This window comes from Corynebacterium silvaticum (assembly GCF_004382825.2).
GTDB lineage: Bacteria > Actinomycetota > Actinomycetes > Mycobacteriales > Mycobacteriaceae > Corynebacterium > Corynebacterium silvaticum.
On the sequence record NZ_SDQO02000002.1, the window covers coordinates 135,897 to 150,098 of the forward strand.

At 52.0% G+C, this 14,202-nt stretch carries 15 protein-coding genes; 13 read left to right on the top strand and 2 right to left on the bottom strand.

Annotation, left to right across the window (positions count from 1 at the left end):
• Nucleotides 1-9 precede the first annotated feature (9 nt).
• The gene (locus ET810_RS04715; RefSeq protein WP_087453063.1) at nt 10-1,008 is read right to left on the bottom strand and encodes a hypothetical protein; all 999 of its coding nucleotides are present in this window, start codon (nt 1,006-1,008) and stop codon (nt 10-12) included.
• Between the two features lie 185 nt (nt 1,009-1,193).
• Here ET810_RS04715 and ET810_RS12460 point away from each other — a divergent pair, with 185 nt between their 5' ends.
• The 10 genes from ET810_RS12460 to ET810_RS04760 all read left to right on the top strand — a co-directional run bounded on the left by ET810_RS12460 (nt 1,194) and on the right by ET810_RS04760 (nt 8,901).
• Nucleotides 1,194-1,409 (top strand): type II toxin-antitoxin system RelE/ParE family toxin, encoded by a 216-nt coding sequence (locus tag ET810_RS12460; RefSeq protein WP_134316105.1) that lies wholly within the window; start codon nt 1,194-1,196, stop codon nt 1,407-1,409.
• Nucleotides 1,410-1,511: 102 nt separating this feature from the next.
• Complete coding sequence (locus tag ET810_RS04725; RefSeq protein ID WP_087454801.1) at nt 1,512-2,606, top strand: helix-turn-helix domain-containing protein; 1,095 nt, start codon at nt 1,512-1,514, stop codon at nt 2,604-2,606.
• A 264-nt stretch (nt 2,607-2,870) separates the two neighbouring features.
• The gene (locus tag ET810_RS12470; protein WP_225870216.1) at nt 2,871-3,065 is read left to right on the top strand and encodes a hypothetical protein; all 195 of its coding nucleotides are present in this window, start codon (nt 2,871-2,873) and stop codon (nt 3,063-3,065) included.
• 12 nt (nt 3,066-3,077) lie between these two features.
• Nucleotides 3,078-4,439 carry a PTS transporter subunit EIIC gene (locus tag ET810_RS04730; RefSeq protein ID WP_310795232.1) on the top strand — a complete coding sequence of 454 codons (1,362 nt, stop codon included), beginning with the start codon at nt 3,078-3,080 and terminating at the stop codon, nt 4,437-4,439.
• A gap of 96 nt (nt 4,440-4,535) precedes the next feature.
• Nucleotides 4,536-4,991: a PTS sugar transporter subunit IIA gene (locus ET810_RS04735; protein WP_087453065.1), complete on the top strand. Its 456-nt coding sequence runs from the start codon at nt 4,536-4,538 to the stop codon at nt 4,989-4,991.
• Nucleotides 4,992-5,005: 14 nt separating this feature from the next.
• Nucleotides 5,006-5,596: a CAT RNA binding domain-containing protein gene (locus tag ET810_RS04740; protein ID WP_166741025.1), complete on the top strand. Its 591-nt coding sequence runs from the start codon at nt 5,006-5,008 to the stop codon at nt 5,594-5,596.
• The gene (locus ET810_RS04745; RefSeq protein ID WP_134316102.1) at nt 5,526-5,837 is read left to right on the top strand and encodes a PRD domain-containing protein; all 312 of its coding nucleotides are present in this window, start codon (nt 5,526-5,528) and stop codon (nt 5,835-5,837) included. The genes ET810_RS04740 and ET810_RS04745 overlap by 71 nt, the downstream gene beginning before the upstream one ends.
• A gap of 209 nt (nt 5,838-6,046) precedes the next feature.
• Nucleotides 6,047-7,048, top strand: coding sequence for a substrate-binding domain-containing protein (locus tag ET810_RS04750; protein WP_087453067.1), 1,002 nt, complete (start codon nt 6,047-6,049; stop codon nt 7,046-7,048).
• A gap of 44 nt (nt 7,049-7,092) precedes the next feature.
• Nucleotides 7,093-8,127, top strand: coding sequence for an ABC transporter permease (locus ET810_RS04755; protein WP_087454802.1), 1,035 nt, complete (start codon nt 7,093-7,095; stop codon nt 8,125-8,127).
• On the top strand, nt 8,128-8,901 hold the full coding sequence (locus ET810_RS04760; protein ID WP_087453068.1) for an ATP-binding cassette domain-containing protein: 774 nt from the start codon (nt 8,128-8,130) through the stop codon (nt 8,899-8,901).
• Between the two features lie 80 nt (nt 8,902-8,981).
• Here the strand turns inward: ET810_RS04760 and ET810_RS04765 are convergent, their stop codons facing one another.
• The gene (locus ET810_RS04765; RefSeq protein ID WP_087453069.1) at nt 8,982-9,689 is read right to left on the bottom strand and encodes a hypothetical protein; all 708 of its coding nucleotides are present in this window, start codon (nt 9,687-9,689) and stop codon (nt 8,982-8,984) included.
• 76 nt (nt 9,690-9,765) lie between these two features.
• Here ET810_RS04765 and ET810_RS04770 point away from each other — a divergent pair, with 76 nt between their 5' ends.
• The 3 genes from ET810_RS04770 (at nt 9,766) to ET810_RS11955 (ending at nt 14,137) form a co-directional block, all read left to right on the top strand.
• Nucleotides 9,766-10,302 (top strand): peptidylprolyl isomerase, encoded by a 537-nt coding sequence (locus ET810_RS04770; protein ID WP_087453070.1) that lies wholly within the window; start codon nt 9,766-9,768, stop codon nt 10,300-10,302.
• Nucleotides 10,303-10,385: 83 nt separating this feature from the next.
• Nucleotides 10,386-11,126: a rhomboid family intramembrane serine protease gene (locus ET810_RS04775; protein WP_087453071.1), complete on the top strand. Its 741-nt coding sequence runs from the start codon at nt 10,386-10,388 to the stop codon at nt 11,124-11,126.
• 1,148 nt (nt 11,127-12,274) lie between these two features.
• Entirely contained in the window at nt 12,275-14,137 is a 1,863-nt protein-coding gene (locus ET810_RS11955) for an Ig-like domain-containing protein (RefSeq protein ID WP_225870229.1), read from the top strand.
• Nucleotides 14,138-14,202: the final 65 nt, after the last annotated feature.

A 14,202-nucleotide genomic window follows, 5' to 3' on the forward strand; every position in this document is an offset into this window, starting at 1 on the left:
ACGGGCCAGTTATAGTTCGGACTGCCTATGGTTTTCTTTCTCTCTTCCAGTGATGTCATGCCCCTTGAGGGTAAGCGTATCCTTGAGACGATTTTCCCAGCCTTTTTTGTGGATGATTCTGACGTAATCAGCTTTTGAATCTGAGAGAAGGTCGATCCGGCTGCGGCGGCTGAGATTGGTCCAGTCTTCGTACATCACATAGAGGGCGTTTCCATAGTCGAGATTCTCCAGTACGATAAGATTTTCACGAAACTTGAATCCGAAATAACGAGAGAACTGTCCTTTCCCTACGATGGTCGCGCTCGGGTGAAACCCGTTCACAACTTCGTATCTATTCTGCATTGTTTTCAAGCGCGGACTTCCTGGGGTGGGATTCAGAAGCGTCAGAACCCTGGTGAAGCTGGCTTCGCCCTTCGGGAGAAGCTCCCATGTCACTTGCTGGTCGTTAAGCCAATCAGTGACCGAGAGCTTCGAGGAAACGATAGACACGTGAGCGTTGATATTTTCTCTTAGAAGTGAAGCTGCCAGGTGAAGATCACGCTCATCGAGTTCCCTGCGGTCGAATACATGATCAACACGGAATCCAATAATGACCTTTCCATCCTCCGGGTCCTGGACATCGATAAGAATCGGCAGCTGCTTCGCGTACCAGATCTCCTTTTGGAAGACCTTGCGCGTGGAATAGTGTGTATGACTACCATGCTTCCAGTCTCCGAAGTTGGGAACTTGCCATCCTCCAATAAGCTTCTTGACCTTCGGGAGGTCCTTACGCACGAAGAGTCTGCCGTCGATGTTGTACCGAGACCACTTGCCGTTGGTGGCTTCGGGCACCACGGCTTTAGTGAGGTGTACAGATTCTCCGTCTGAAGTGATCCCAAGGTGTTCAAGAGCACCGGATGCCAGATCCGAGAGTTGGTATGTCAGTGTCTTGCCCACATAGAAGGTATCCGTCGAACAATGGTCAACCAACTCATTGATGAAACTAGGGATCTTGGCATACCCGGACATTTGAACCTCCTTGTGGTTCAAGTAGCCGCCACTGGGGTCGGTCCTCTGTAATTGATGTGTTTTCGAAACCAATATTATTTGGTTTGCATGATTCACACAAGGGGTGATAAGCTTATTGTATGTATCTCAAATAAGGGATGTAGTAGTGCAGACCTGACCATGTTGTTCTGGGCGAGGTGGAGTGCTTGCGTGTCGTCTTTAAGGATGATGACCCCCGTCGACTGGCCGAAGATGCGTCCTATGCGCCGCGGCGCTGGGGCGTAGACATCATCAAGGCGTACCGGAAGAAGATCCAAGTACTGCTCGCGGCTACCGACGAACGAGACCTATATGCGCGATGCGTTCCCTCCGGCTGGAGCGACTCAAAGGCAACCGTGCTGGAACCTCATCCATTCGTCTGAATGACCAGTTCAGGCTCATCATCAAGTTTGAGACGGATGACGAGGGCCGGATAGTTATCGTCATCGAGATGGTTGATTAACCACTGAAGGAGAGTGATGACCATGAGTACGCCGATGGCTGCCGAGGTATTCCCGCTCGGGGAGCACCTGGCTGACGAACTCGACGCACGCGGTTGGACTCAGGCTGACTTTGCGGAGGTGCTGGGAAGACCAGCACAGTTCGTGTCCGAGGTCATCTCGGGAAAGAAAGAGATCACTCGCGAGTCTGCCGCGCAGATCGCGACTGCGCTCGGAACAAGCGCGGAGCTTTGGCTTAAACTCCAGGACTCTTATCTTCTTTGGAAACAATCACAGGACTCTCGCACCAGGGAGAATCTTGATGCTGTAAAGACCCGTGCTAGATTGCGCGCGTTGGCACCGGTCGCCCTATTAAGGAAGCGCGGATTTATCACCATGGCCGATCCAGAAGGCCAATCGAACGAGGTCCTTCGCCTCTTCGGAATGCAGAGCCTTGATGAAGAACCGACGGTAAGGTTCGCCGCGAGGAGAAGCAACCCGGACGAGGCAGTCACCGTGCTGCAACGGGCTTGGGTTGCGTGCGTCAAAGCCAGTGCGCGTGAGCTAGAGGTTGCGCCGTACTCTCGTGAACGACTCCGCCGGTTGGCTGAGCAACTCTCGGAACGAGCACGCAACCCGGAGGCGTTTGCAGACTTTCAAGCATCGTTTATGGAAGTCGGAGTGAAGTTGATCTACGTTGAAGCATTCCCTGGAGGGAAGCTCGATGGGTGTGCATTGATAGTCGATGAAACCCCCGTGATCGGTATCTCCGGTCGATGGAAGCGGCTAGATAAAGTACTCTTCACAATTCTGCATGAAACTGCCCATGTTTTGCTGGGGCATGTCTCAGAGGACGGGGGAGTCATCATTGATGATTTGTCTGAAGAGAGCCAGGACGAGGAAATGGAAGCTGATCAGCTTGCTAGTGAACTAACGATTTCGAGACCGCTTCCCGTCGTTCCCGAACGGCCAAGCATGACCTGGGCACAGACACAAGCGGAGGCGCTGGGTGTGCACCCGATTACGCTGATCGGCAGGCTTCAAAACGATGGCCTACTGTCATGGAAAACTACCCTCGTCCGTAACGCGCCCAACGTTACCGATCAGCTCAAACGATGGAAGACGCTCGCCCCGGCCTGACGACATCACGACGTTCGCCTCGTCTTCTGCGGAACTTCGCGGGGCATCGTCGATCTGACATTAATGGTGTGAGATAAAGCGTCGATACGCTTAAACGTAGGGGGTGAGGATCGTTGCTTCTGCCTGGCTGCTCGCAGTAATGTGTGCGCTAAGAGGAACGATTACCTCACAAAGGCTGCAGATTGTTACCTAGATATATGCGTGGGCATGACTGCAGACCACTCGCATTCGTTTTCCTGTGTATGCAGGAGATCGGAGAACACCGTGACTCAGTCCATGTCACAGAGTGTGGCGTCGCGGCCTACCCCTCGTGGTGCGGCGTTTAAAACATTACAAAAAGTCGGCAAAGCATTCATGCTGCCCATCGCGATTCTTCCGGCAGCTGGTTTGCTGCTCGGCATTGGTGGTGCGCTTTCCAATCCCAACACGATCGCGGCGTATCCGGCCCTCAATAACTAGGTAGCACAGGGCATTTTTACCGTGATGTCTGATGCCGGAAGCATCATTTTTGCCAACCTTGCGCTATTGCTGTCCGTTGGACTTTGTATCGGCCTGGCCAAGAAAGATAAGGGGACCGCAGCTCTAGCGGGTATGGTCGGTTACCTTGTCATGACAGGCACCATTGCCTCGTTGCTCAAAGTCTTCAATCCAGACGGTGAAGCCATTGATACGGGAATCATCGGATCTTTGGTCGTGGGTTCTGTCGCTGTTTATCTGCACAATCGGTATCACAACATTCAGCTTCCGGCGGTTCTGAGGTTCTTTGGCGGATCTCGTTTTGTGCCGATAGTGACCGCCGGCGCAGCCGTTCTTGTGGGCGGAGTGTTTTATCTTATTTGGCCAACGTTCCAAGGATTACTCGTAACCGCGGGAAACGGAATGGCCAACCTGGGGGCCATAGGCACGTTCCTTTATGGATTTGTGCTTCGACTATCGGGTGCCGTAGGACTGCACCATACGATTTATCCCATGTTCTGGTACACCGAGTTGGGTGGAATAGAGCAGGTCAATGGGGAAACCGTGGTGGGGGCACAGAAGATCTTTTTTGCTCAGCTCGCGGACCCCAACCATCATGGGCTTTTCACTGAAGGAACTCGATACTTTGCCGGGCACTTTGACACCATGATGTTCGGGCTTCCTGGTGCTGCACTAGCGATGTATCACAGTATCCCCCGAGATCGCAGAAAGAAATATGCCGGTCTGTTCCTAGGCGTTGCGCTTACCTCTTTTATTACAGGCATAACCGAGCCCTTGGAATTTATGTTCCTCTTCGTGGCACCTGCGCTGTATGTGATTCACGCTTTCTTTGATGGCTTGAGCTTCCTCATCGCAGACCTGCTACAGATCAGAATCGGAAATACCTTCTCGGGTGGATTTATTGACTTTACGTTGTTTGGAATTTTGCAGGGACAAGAAAAAACACACTGGCTCTATGTACTGCCCGTCGGCGTTGCCTGGTTCTGCCTGTATTACGTGGTATTCCGCTGGTATATCAAGCGGTTCAACGTGGCTTCACCAGGCCGACTCAACGATACCGTGAGCGATACCTCAACGGACACCGCCGGGGCGGAGAAAAAACAAGCAGCACTGTATACCGAGGCACGTGAGATTGTGGATGCACTAGGCGGCGAAAAGAACCTAGAAGACATTGATGCGTGCATCACGCGTCTTCGGGTGTCAGTTGTAGATTCTTCCCAGGTGGATCGCGAGCGATTGAAACGACTAGGAGCTGCGGATGTGCTTGACGTATCTGGTGGGGTCCAAGCCGTTTATGGTGCCAAAGCCATTCTGTATAAGAACGCCATCGCAGACATCTTAGGCATCGACGACTAAAAGTTGCGGGAAGCGATTGTGAAGATAATGCGGGAAATGCTGAATTGGTGTTTCCCGCGTTAGCCACATAGCGACGAGAGGAATGATGAAGTAAAAATGTTTGGGTTTAAAAAGAAAAATCCTGTACCGCAGGGGATCGTTGCGCCGGTGATAAGGCAGATTAAAGACCTCGCTGAGGTGTCTGACCCGGTATTTGCGCAGGGAACATTAGGGCCTGGGTTTGCCGTAGACACGGCAAACAACACCATTGTCGCTCCCATCTCAGGGGAGGTCATAGTCATGTTTCCCACAGGTCACGCGTGCGCTTTACGTGGGGAAAACGGTGTGGAGGTGCTCGTACACATCGGAATAGACACAGTGAAACTCAAGGGGGAGGGGTTTCAAGCTCTCGTGGCGCAGGGACAGTTGGTGCAACTTCGCGATTGGAAAGAGACAGCTGCGCGCGTCCCTTCAATGGATACCGTTGTCGTGGTTACTAACGCGGATAAATTTAATGTGGGAGCTGTTGATAAGAACGCAGCTTTTGGACAGATCGTCATGGAGCTGAAGTAAAAACCATGTACCGGATGCAACGCCGTCACAACAACAATGTGGTGCAAGCTATCGACGACCACGGACGTAGCGTGGTGCTGCTTGGCAGAGGCATTGGGTTTGGGGTGTCTGTAGGAGACTCAATAGACAAAACCCGGATCGAAATGACCTATGTTTTGGAATCACAACAGCATGCGGCAAGCATTGCGGTGAGGCTGAGCAGCCTTTCTCCTGAGATTCTTATTCTCACTCGGCCCATTGTTGTCGCAGCACACGATCGTTTAGGGATAGACAACGCTGAGGCATTGTTGCTCCCCGTTGCGGAGCACATGAGTTTTGCCGTAGATCGTGCTGGCGCAGGAAAATACGTAGATTTTCCCTTGGAAACGGAGATACGGCATTTATTTCCCAAAGAATATGAGTTTGGCCAGCATGTTTTAAAAATGATCATCGCGGAACTGGGCGTTTCTCTGCCAGCAAGTGAAGCCGCTGCTTTTGCTTTGCACGTGGTGAGTATGCAGTTTGGCCGGTCTAGGATTTCCCGAGCCGTGGCCAATGACGCAGCTTATCGACGACATCCTGCGACTGGTCTCAGAACATTTAGGTTTTGTTGTTTCACGCGATGACTTTGCCACTCGACGCTTTGTGACCCATTTGAGGTTTGTGTTGGGAAGATTTGAAAAGCAAGGGCCTGAGGTGAAAGAACGCAGAAAATTTGTTCATACGATTAAGACGTCGATGCCGAGCTATTGGGATGTTGCAGTAAACGTGCAGCAGCATATTGAAGAACAAACCCATGCCACTTTGGGGCTCACAGAGACTGCGTATCTCACATTGCATATCGGCAACCTGGCAGAGGGAAAGTAGAACACCGAGGATTTGTGAAAAGAGGTTCATGAAAAGAATCGTGAGGTTTTGAGGCGAGGTCGCACATCTCACATGAACGGACATAAGAGCATGCCCCCGTTTGCGGGGTGATGCTTGTGCAGCTCAACGCCTCTGAATCGATAAACTAGCTGGTCAGTACAGTGGTGCTGGGCTTGACCCCCGGTCACATAGTGCGACACTATGCATAGGTGAAAAATCTCCGGTTCCCCCTACGTGCGGCGGTCGTTACGCTCGCCGCGTCCGTCGTGCTCAGCGCTTGCTCTGCAACAGGCGGTGCCCCGCGTTCCTCGAATACTTCGGGCGGGCAGGTAGGCGGAGTGGACACGCCTCGTTATGTCGTCGCAATGGTGACGCACGGCGCCCCTGGCGATACTTTCTGGGATTTGGTGCGTAAGGGCGCAGAAGACGCAGCTAAAAAGAACAACATGGAGCTGCGCTATTCCTCGGATCCCGAAGCACCGAATCAATCTAATCTGATTCAAAATGCCATCGACTCCAAAGTCGACGGAATCGCGGTGACTATGCCCAACGCAGAGGCAATTGGGCCAACCGCCAAGAAAGCGGTGACCGCCAAGATTCCGACGGTGGCGCTCAATGCCGGAATGGACGCATACCAAAAATATGACATCTCTGCGTTCTTTGGGCAGGAAGAAAAAGTAGCCGGGACCTTAGCCGGCAAACGCCTTGCCCAAGACGGCGCCAAACACGCGCTCTGCGTTATCCATGAGCAAGGAAATTCCTCACAGGAAGCTCGTTGCGCGGGCCTTAAAGAGGGGCTTGCCGGCGCTGACATGGAAGTGCTTTATGTCAACGGTAAGGATATGACGAGCGTTCAATCCACTGTGCAAGCAAAGCTCGCACAGGACAAGAGCATTGACTGGGTGATGGGGCTTGTGGCACCTGTGGCTCTCACCAGCGTTGATGCCGTAAAAAACTCTGGAAGCTCAGCCAAAATCTCAACTTTTGATACCAATGCGCAGCTCGTGACTGCCATCAAGGGCGGCACAGTGCAGTGGGCTGTGGATCAGCAGCCGTATCTTCAGGGCTACATGGCCATTGATGCGTTGTGGCTTGCGCAACGCAATAGATCAACCGTCGGAGGGAATCGACCGGTCTACACAGGCCCGAGCTTTGTCGACGCCACCAACGTAGACAAGATTGCAGATTCCGCAAAGGCAGGCCTACGTTGATCACTCCTCCTACCTCAGAATCCGCAGCAGCAGGCACTGCGGACATTGGAACTGCCACACAAGGTGACGATCGACTGCGCCGACGAACAGGCCTTTCCGCGTTGATCCTGCGCCCAGAGTTTGCCAGCCTGCTAGGCGCGGTCGCCATATTCGTTCTGTTTTTGAGCGTGGCACCGTCGTTTCGCTCCATTGACGCGCTGACTACGGTCCTTTATGCGAGTTCTACTTTAGGAATCGTCGCTGTGGCCGTGGGCCTGCTCATGATCGGCAATGAATTTGATTTGTCCTCGGGCGTGGCCGTGACTACAGCGGCGTTAGCTGCGACGATGCTGAACTACAACCTGCATCTCAACAGTTGGGTCGGTGCGCTTATGTCTTTGTTCATTGCGCTGGCAATCGGCGCACTGAACGGATATTTGGTGACTAAGACCGGGATCGATAGCTTCCTGATCACACTAGCGGTGTTCCTCATGCTGCAAGGACTTAACCTGGCTATCACTAAGCTGGTGACCAGCCAAGTAGCGACCCCCAGTATCGCCGATATGGAAGGTTTTCCTTCAGCTCAGAAGGTCTTTGCCGGGACCGTACACATCGGCAGCGTCTCCGTGCGTGCAACCGTTTTTTGGTGGATATTCTTTGTCGCAGCGGGCTCATGGTTGCTGTTTAAGACGCGATTTGGCAACTGGATTTTTGCAGTCGGCGGGGATGCTGATGCCGCCCGCGCCTCTGGTGTGCCCGTGGCACGCGTCAAAATAATCTTGTTCATGTTCGTTGGTTTTGCCGCCTGGTTTGTGGGCATGCATAACCTCTTCACCTTCGATTCCATTCAAGCTGGTCAAGGCGTGGGTAACGAGTTCTTGTACATCATCGCTGCGGTGATTGGCGGCTGTGCAATGACCGGTGGGCGCGGCACGATCATAGGCACCGCTATCGGCGCTCTCATCTTTGGAATGACAAACCAGGGAATCGTCTATGCAGGATGGAACCCCGATTGGTTTAAGTTCTTCCTCGGCGCCATGTTGCTTTTTGCAGTGCTCACCAACACTTCCTTTGCCACGCTCACCAAGGGGAGGAAATAAATGGATACGTCCACAACTCCGATCATTGAACTACGCGACATCACAAAAAGCTATGGCGCATTCGATGCCCTACGCGGCGTGAACCTGAGCGTCGCGCCGGGTGAGGTGACGTGTGTTCTAGGTGATAACGGCGCAGGAAAATCCACGCTCATCAAGATATTGTCGGGCTTGCATAAGCAGACCTCGGGAGAGTTGCTTATCGACGACCAACCAGTAACTTTTAGCAGCCCTCGCGAGGCGTTAGACCATGGGATTGCTACTGTTCACCAAAACTTAGCGGTGGTTGGACAGATGTCGGTGTGGCGGAATTTTTTCCTAGGTCAAGAGCTCACAGGCTTTTTGGGGCGTCTTCGTGAAGAGGAAATGCGTTCGATTGCTCAAGAACAGTTGAAGGCCATGGGGATCGATCTGCCCGACATAGACGTGGACGTTGAGTCCTTGTCAGGCGGACAGCGCCAAGTGGTAGCCATTGCCCGCGCTGTGTATTTCGGCGCTCGCGTTATCATCCTTGACGAGCCCACTGCAGCGCTCGGCGTGAAGCAATCTGGCATGGTGCTGCGCTTTGTGGCAGCCGCACGAGACAAGGGGATTGGTGTTGTTCTTATTACCCACAATCCCCACCATGCATACTTGGTGGGCGACCGCTTTACTATCCTCAACCTGGGCAATCAGATATTGAACGCGTCGCGGGATCAGGTAACCCTAGAACAATTAACGCAGCAGATGGCCGGTGGTGGGGAACTAGAGGCGTTAAGCCACGAGTTATCCCGTTAGGGAGAAGATCGCGGGCAGGGGAGGGCGTCGATAAGCAAAAATACCGCCTCATCCGGGACTAGCGGAGAGGCGGTGTTGTTTTACTTGTCTTCCTTAGAATCCGTATGCTGCTTGAGCTGGTCTTCTAGGGAACCGAGGAGTTCCTCGTCGCGTTCTGTGGCCCCTTCCTCCGGAGACGCCACGTGCTCGTCCTCGCCATCGACAGGCGTTTGAGTGGAATAAACAAGGCGGGATTCTTGGGTGTTCACAGAGTCTGCGCCGAAATCCTCTACGTGTGGCGGCTCAGTAGAGACGACATCACGCTTGCTTAAGAAGTAGTAGGTGACGGCGCCCACTGCAGCGAGAAGCGTGGTGAAGAGCGAGAAATTGAACAGGCGCTTACCAAAGCTGGGCTGCTTCTTGGGGGTTGCGCTCTTCTTAGCAGATTGTGCAGCTTTCCGCGCGGCCTTCTGAGCTTTTTTAGACTGCTTGCTCAAAGACTTAGATGCTTTGGAAGCCTGCTTATTGACTGTTTTCACCGTGTCATCTTTGGCGGCTGCGGCGTCGGCGATTGCGGAATCAAGGCGCTTGCGGGCCTGCGCGGTGAGGCTGCTGACGCGCTCTTGGGACTGATCGTAGAGATCTGCGACGTTGGACTTTACGTCTTTGCGGACGTCATCATAAGAATCGGCAGCATTGAGTAGCGCATCATATGCCTCACGAGTCTTACGATCGCGGTAGTTTGCGTACTTGTCGTATGCCGCCTTGGTCACCAAAACGGCGCCGCGAATAGTAGTGCTGCTGTTCATAGGATGCTCCCATCAGAAACTGACAAAATGAGTTCGTTGTTCCTTCCAGCGTAGCGAGGTTGACACATTCGCGCTTATGATGTTGCGTATGACTTTGAAAACCGCTACCGCGATTTTGCACACCAACCGTGGTGATGTTGCAATCGAGCTCTTTGGCAACCATGCTCCAAAGACCGTCGAAAACTTTGTCACCTTGGCAGATGGCTCTGCAGACTACAAGACTGAGAACGCCTCCGGAAACGCTGAAGGACCGTTCTATGATGGTGCGGTTTTCCACCGCGTCATCGATGGCTTCATGATTCAAGGCGGTGACCCCACAGGCACCGGTCGTGGCGGCCCAGGCTACATGTTTGCAGATGAGTTCCACCCGGAGCTTCAGTTCGACCGTCCGTTCCTGCTCGCTATGGCCAATGCAGGCCCAGGCACCAACGGTTCCCAGTTCTTTATCACCGTGGTGCCCACCCCGCACCTCAACAACCACCACACCATTTTCGGCGAGGTCACTGATCCCGCATCGCAGAAGGTTGTTATGGACATTGCTCAGACTTCCACCGACCGCATGGATCGCCCTGTCGAGCCAGTTGTGATCGAGTCTGTAGAGATCACGGAGTAAAATGCTCCACATAGCCCCAAGTACCGCGGCCACCGTGCTTCGGATACTTGGGGTTTTCTTCTACTTTCAACGAAAATGGGAGAATGTCCGCCCAACGAACATTGCGTGCAGCGTATAACCAGGCTCCTGCCACAGTGATACTTAGCTTATCGACGCTCATAATTTTCCTGATCACCGCTTTCCAATCGCGGTCGATAACCGATAACCTCTATGACTCGTGGCTCGGCGATCACTGGATTCTCTACACTCCGCAGATGCACGACCCCCTAGGAATGTTGCGCGCAATTGGCTCAATGTTCCTGCATATTGGCCCTGCACACCTTGCGATCAACCTCTTTTTACTTTTCTTTTTGGGCCGTGAAGTTGAGCAATTTATGGGGTTTGCTTTCTTTAGCGCCGCGTATTTTATTAGCGGATTAGGTGCATCGCTAACAATCATGATTATGGATCCGCTTTCGCCGACTGCGGGAGCATCCGGCGCTATCTACGGGTTAATGGCAATCATGGTGGCCATAGCAATAACGCGCAAAACTGATATTCGTGCACCTCTCATTCTCGTTGCCGTGAACGTGGGATACTCATTGATCACCGACAACGTTTCTCTCTGGGGACACATCGGCGGTCTTATTGCTGGCGCTATAGTCGCGCTTCCTCTCATGTCTGCACACCGCAGCCGCTCTGTTACCGGAGTACTTTTAGCTTATGCAACGCCGAGAACTCGTCGTCATTTTCTACGCGGACACGTAATTACATGGCTTATAGTGGCCGCGATTGCTGTATGCGAGGTCATCGGAATCTGGGTAGCCGGCACTAGATTGTTGTAGCCCACAACGTGGGATGGTGCTGTGGAATCGTTGACGCGGTTTCACAGCACTATTTTTATGTCCTCACTTCTCTCCTGGAGGACTGCGAGTGCCTGAATATGTCTGATTGCATTTGTATCTGTCTTCTTATACATGGCCTTTGAGACGCACGCGTTCATTTAAATCACAATCATGGGATTTAGCCCTGTGTCGATCGAGTTATCCACTGAAATTACACAGATTTTTGGAATAATTCGTAGTTCTCACAAGGATGTGAATTATCCACAAGAGTTATCCACACTGTGGATAATTACACGAGTGTTGTTCAACGCGTCATTCTCTAATTTCTGAATTTTTACGGGGAACAACCTGCGCTTTTGCAGAAGCTCTCGAACAAAGCCCCAGGTGGGGAAGAAGTGCACAAAGTTATCCACAGGCTGTGAAGAAACTCTGGGGATAATCCTATGGCTGGGTTCTGCACATTTTTATACACAGCCTGTGGATAACTTTGTGCACAGTTGTACACATAGCAGTGGAAAGAAAAAAATGGGACCGATTGTGATCCTGTAGTTATTGCGGAGGTGACGCGCTGTGGTGGCGAATAAAAATCAAATCGCCGATTGTGTCTGATTGGCTAGGGCGCAACGGTTCTTGTGAATAAAAAGGGGTGGGGATGAACGCTGCTATGCGGATTATGGCTAAACATGAGTGGTTGCGCCGACGTGGTTTGCGGGAGGTGGGTCGGGCCCGGAACGCCCGTGTTGCGTCACACCTGTGGATGGGATTGGTCACTTATTGGGAAGCGTTTCTGGGGTGGAAGCGTGCCGCGGAGAAACCTTATTAGTGCCATAACCTTGTGTTTTGTGTATAAAAGTTTTTTAGGCGTGTGTTGCACACTAGACACCTTCCGTTTAAAGGTTTTTTAAATTCTTAGATTGGCATATTTTAAGGAAAGTGGAGCGATTATCGCTTGATGTGTTGGTATTTATGCAGGTGTAATCCCTGTTAAGAAATTGGGCATCAATCCGGGTTTGTTGATCCTGAGATTTATATAAATTTTATCCAGGAAGTGAAGAACTATGGAAAATATGTCTTTCCCTGCGCGCTCTCAGCGAGCAGGGAAACTTCTATGCGTTGTTGCATGTGTGATCGCACTCGTCTCATCGCTGATGGTGTTTGCCACCAGGCAGCCTCTAGCACGTGCTGAATCCGTATGTAGTGGCGGGAATTGGTCTGACCTTGCATGGAAAGACGAGCATTCAAACCCTAGCCTGAGTGCTAACACCTACTATGGGCCGGGTTCCTACGCTGAAGTGCAGTTTACGTGGAAGGCAAAAGCTGACGCTAGGCAGGGCGACAAAATCACTTTTACACTTCCACCACAATTACAAGGCGTGGACACCGGATCAATTTTACTGAGGGATAGTGAGAACGAACTTGTAGCGCGGGGAAGTTGGGACAGTAGGCTTAAATCTTTTGTGATTACGCTTGAACAGTTTGCCAACACCCACTTTAACGTGCACGGAACAGCCTTTGTCTCAGTGAAATGGAACCGTGATGGGATTGATGGAAACCCTAAGAAATTTGATGGGTCGCTGAGCTTTAACGGATGCGGTAGTGGATCTCTTAACGGAAGATACGAGGAAGGCTCGGAAGGTGATTCACACGAGACTGCCAAGATTGGTGAATATCAGGGATATGATTCCGAGAATAAGGTGCATAAAGTCCAGTGGACAGTAGGGCTGAGCGGAAAAACGGGAAACGGGCAGCGAGTCTTGGTCACCGATAATGCTCCCGCTGGATGGAGCTTTGCCTGCGACGGAAAATATAACGACGGATATGCTCCGGTGTATGTATCAACCTTGTTAAAAGGGAACCCTCCCCAGATTCTGCTTCATCGAAATATAAATCCTCAAAATTTTGACCAGGGAGGAACTAGGCATGGGTTTGGAGACAGTATCAAAAACGATGATGGTTTTTTGGCTGGGCATAGTTACAAACTCAACTGCACGCCACAGCAGATATCCGTCGATTTTCCCTACGGAATTTCCCCTGACTCCAGCCCGCTCATCTCTTTGCTCACTATCTCAACCGAGAAGCCTGCTTTAGGTTCTACTGTCTATAACACCGCAGAAGTAAATGGCAGAAAGATCAGCGGTAGCGTTACGTTCCCTAGCGCCGGTGGCCAGGGTCGGGGAAGCAAAGGCGGGTTTACGATTGAAAAAATTGTTTCCGGGGAGCATACCTCGAAACAATTTTCCTTTGCGTGGTCGTGCACGTCGCAAGGCAAAGAAATGAAGAGTGGCACGATTAAGCTCGCAAACGGGGACGTGCATCATGAGAAACAGCTGGATAAAGATGCCTCGTGTGTGATTAAAGAGGAAGATGCTGATGCAGCGTCTGAGAAGAAGCATTCTTTGAAGTGGTCTGTAGATGGTGAGGAAAAAGAAGGAAAGTCCGTAACCATATCCATCAGGCAGCCTGAAGAACAGGCAGTTCAAGTAGTAGCAACGAATATTTATTGCCAGGAAGAACCAGAGGATCCGGAGATCCCTCCTGTGCCTCCTACGACTACCTCGTCCTCTGCGCCGTCGACAACAACGTCAACGAAAACGACCACGAAGACTACAACGAAGACCACGACTACAACCACCACTGCAACGAAGACGACCGAGCCTTCTGCAACGACAACCACGTCGTCGGCGCCGTCGTCATCGCCAAGAACTACAGAACCCACGCGGGCACCGCGTAATCCTTTATTGCCGATACATATTCCCATCCCCATACCGCTTCCGCCTGCACCACCGGTGACCACAACGGTGACGCCGCATGCTCCTGCGCCTGTGTCGCCGCCCGCCACACCGTCGATAGCTTCCAATAAGCCTGCGGACGCTGCACCTAAACCGCCCGCAAAGCACCTTCTAGCTCGTACTGGAGCTTCCGTCGCAGGTCTGGTTATCCCTGCCCTGTTCTTGATAATTGGTGGCGTGGGATTGCTCATGATTATTCGCAGAAAACGCAACTCAGAATGATCCACCGGAAATAAGTGAAATCTGGCCCCTTGTTCTTCTCTCAAGGGGCTAGCTTTTCGACGCCC

Excerpts from the sequence above, each read along its gene's own strand:
- ET810_RS04740 (WP_166741025.1), top strand. The coding sequence starts at position 5,006 with ATGCAACGCCGTCACAACAACAATGTGGTGCAAGCTATCGACGACCAC.
- ET810_RS04775 (WP_087453071.1), top strand. The coding sequence starts at position 10,386 with ATGTCCGCCCAACGAACATTGCGTGCAGCGTATAACCAGGCTCCTGCC.
- ET810_RS04765 (WP_087453069.1), bottom strand. The coding sequence starts at position 9,689 with ATGAACAGCAGCACTACTATTCGCGGCGCCGTTTTGGTGACCAAGGCG.
- ET810_RS04770 (WP_087453070.1), top strand. The coding sequence starts at position 9,766 with ATGATGTTGCGTATGACTTTGAAAACCGCTACCGCGATTTTGCACACC.
- ET810_RS04725 (WP_087454801.1), top strand. The coding sequence starts at position 1,512 with ATGAGTACGCCGATGGCTGCCGAGGTATTCCCGCTCGGGGAGCACCTG.
- ET810_RS04715 (WP_087453063.1), bottom strand. The coding sequence starts at position 1,008 with ATGTCCGGGTATGCCAAGATCCCTAGTTTCATCAATGAGTTGGTTGAC.
- ET810_RS04760 (WP_087453068.1), top strand. The coding sequence starts at position 8,128 with ATGGATACGTCCACAACTCCGATCATTGAACTACGCGACATCACAAAA.
- ET810_RS04735 (WP_087453065.1), top strand. The coding sequence starts at position 4,536 with ATGTTTGGGTTTAAAAAGAAAAATCCTGTACCGCAGGGGATCGTTGCG.
- ET810_RS04745 (WP_134316102.1), top strand. The coding sequence starts at position 5,526 with ATGACGCAGCTTATCGACGACATCCTGCGACTGGTCTCAGAACATTTA.
- ET810_RS11955 (WP_225870229.1), top strand. The coding sequence starts at position 12,275 with ATGGTGTTTGCCACCAGGCAGCCTCTAGCACGTGCTGAATCCGTATGT.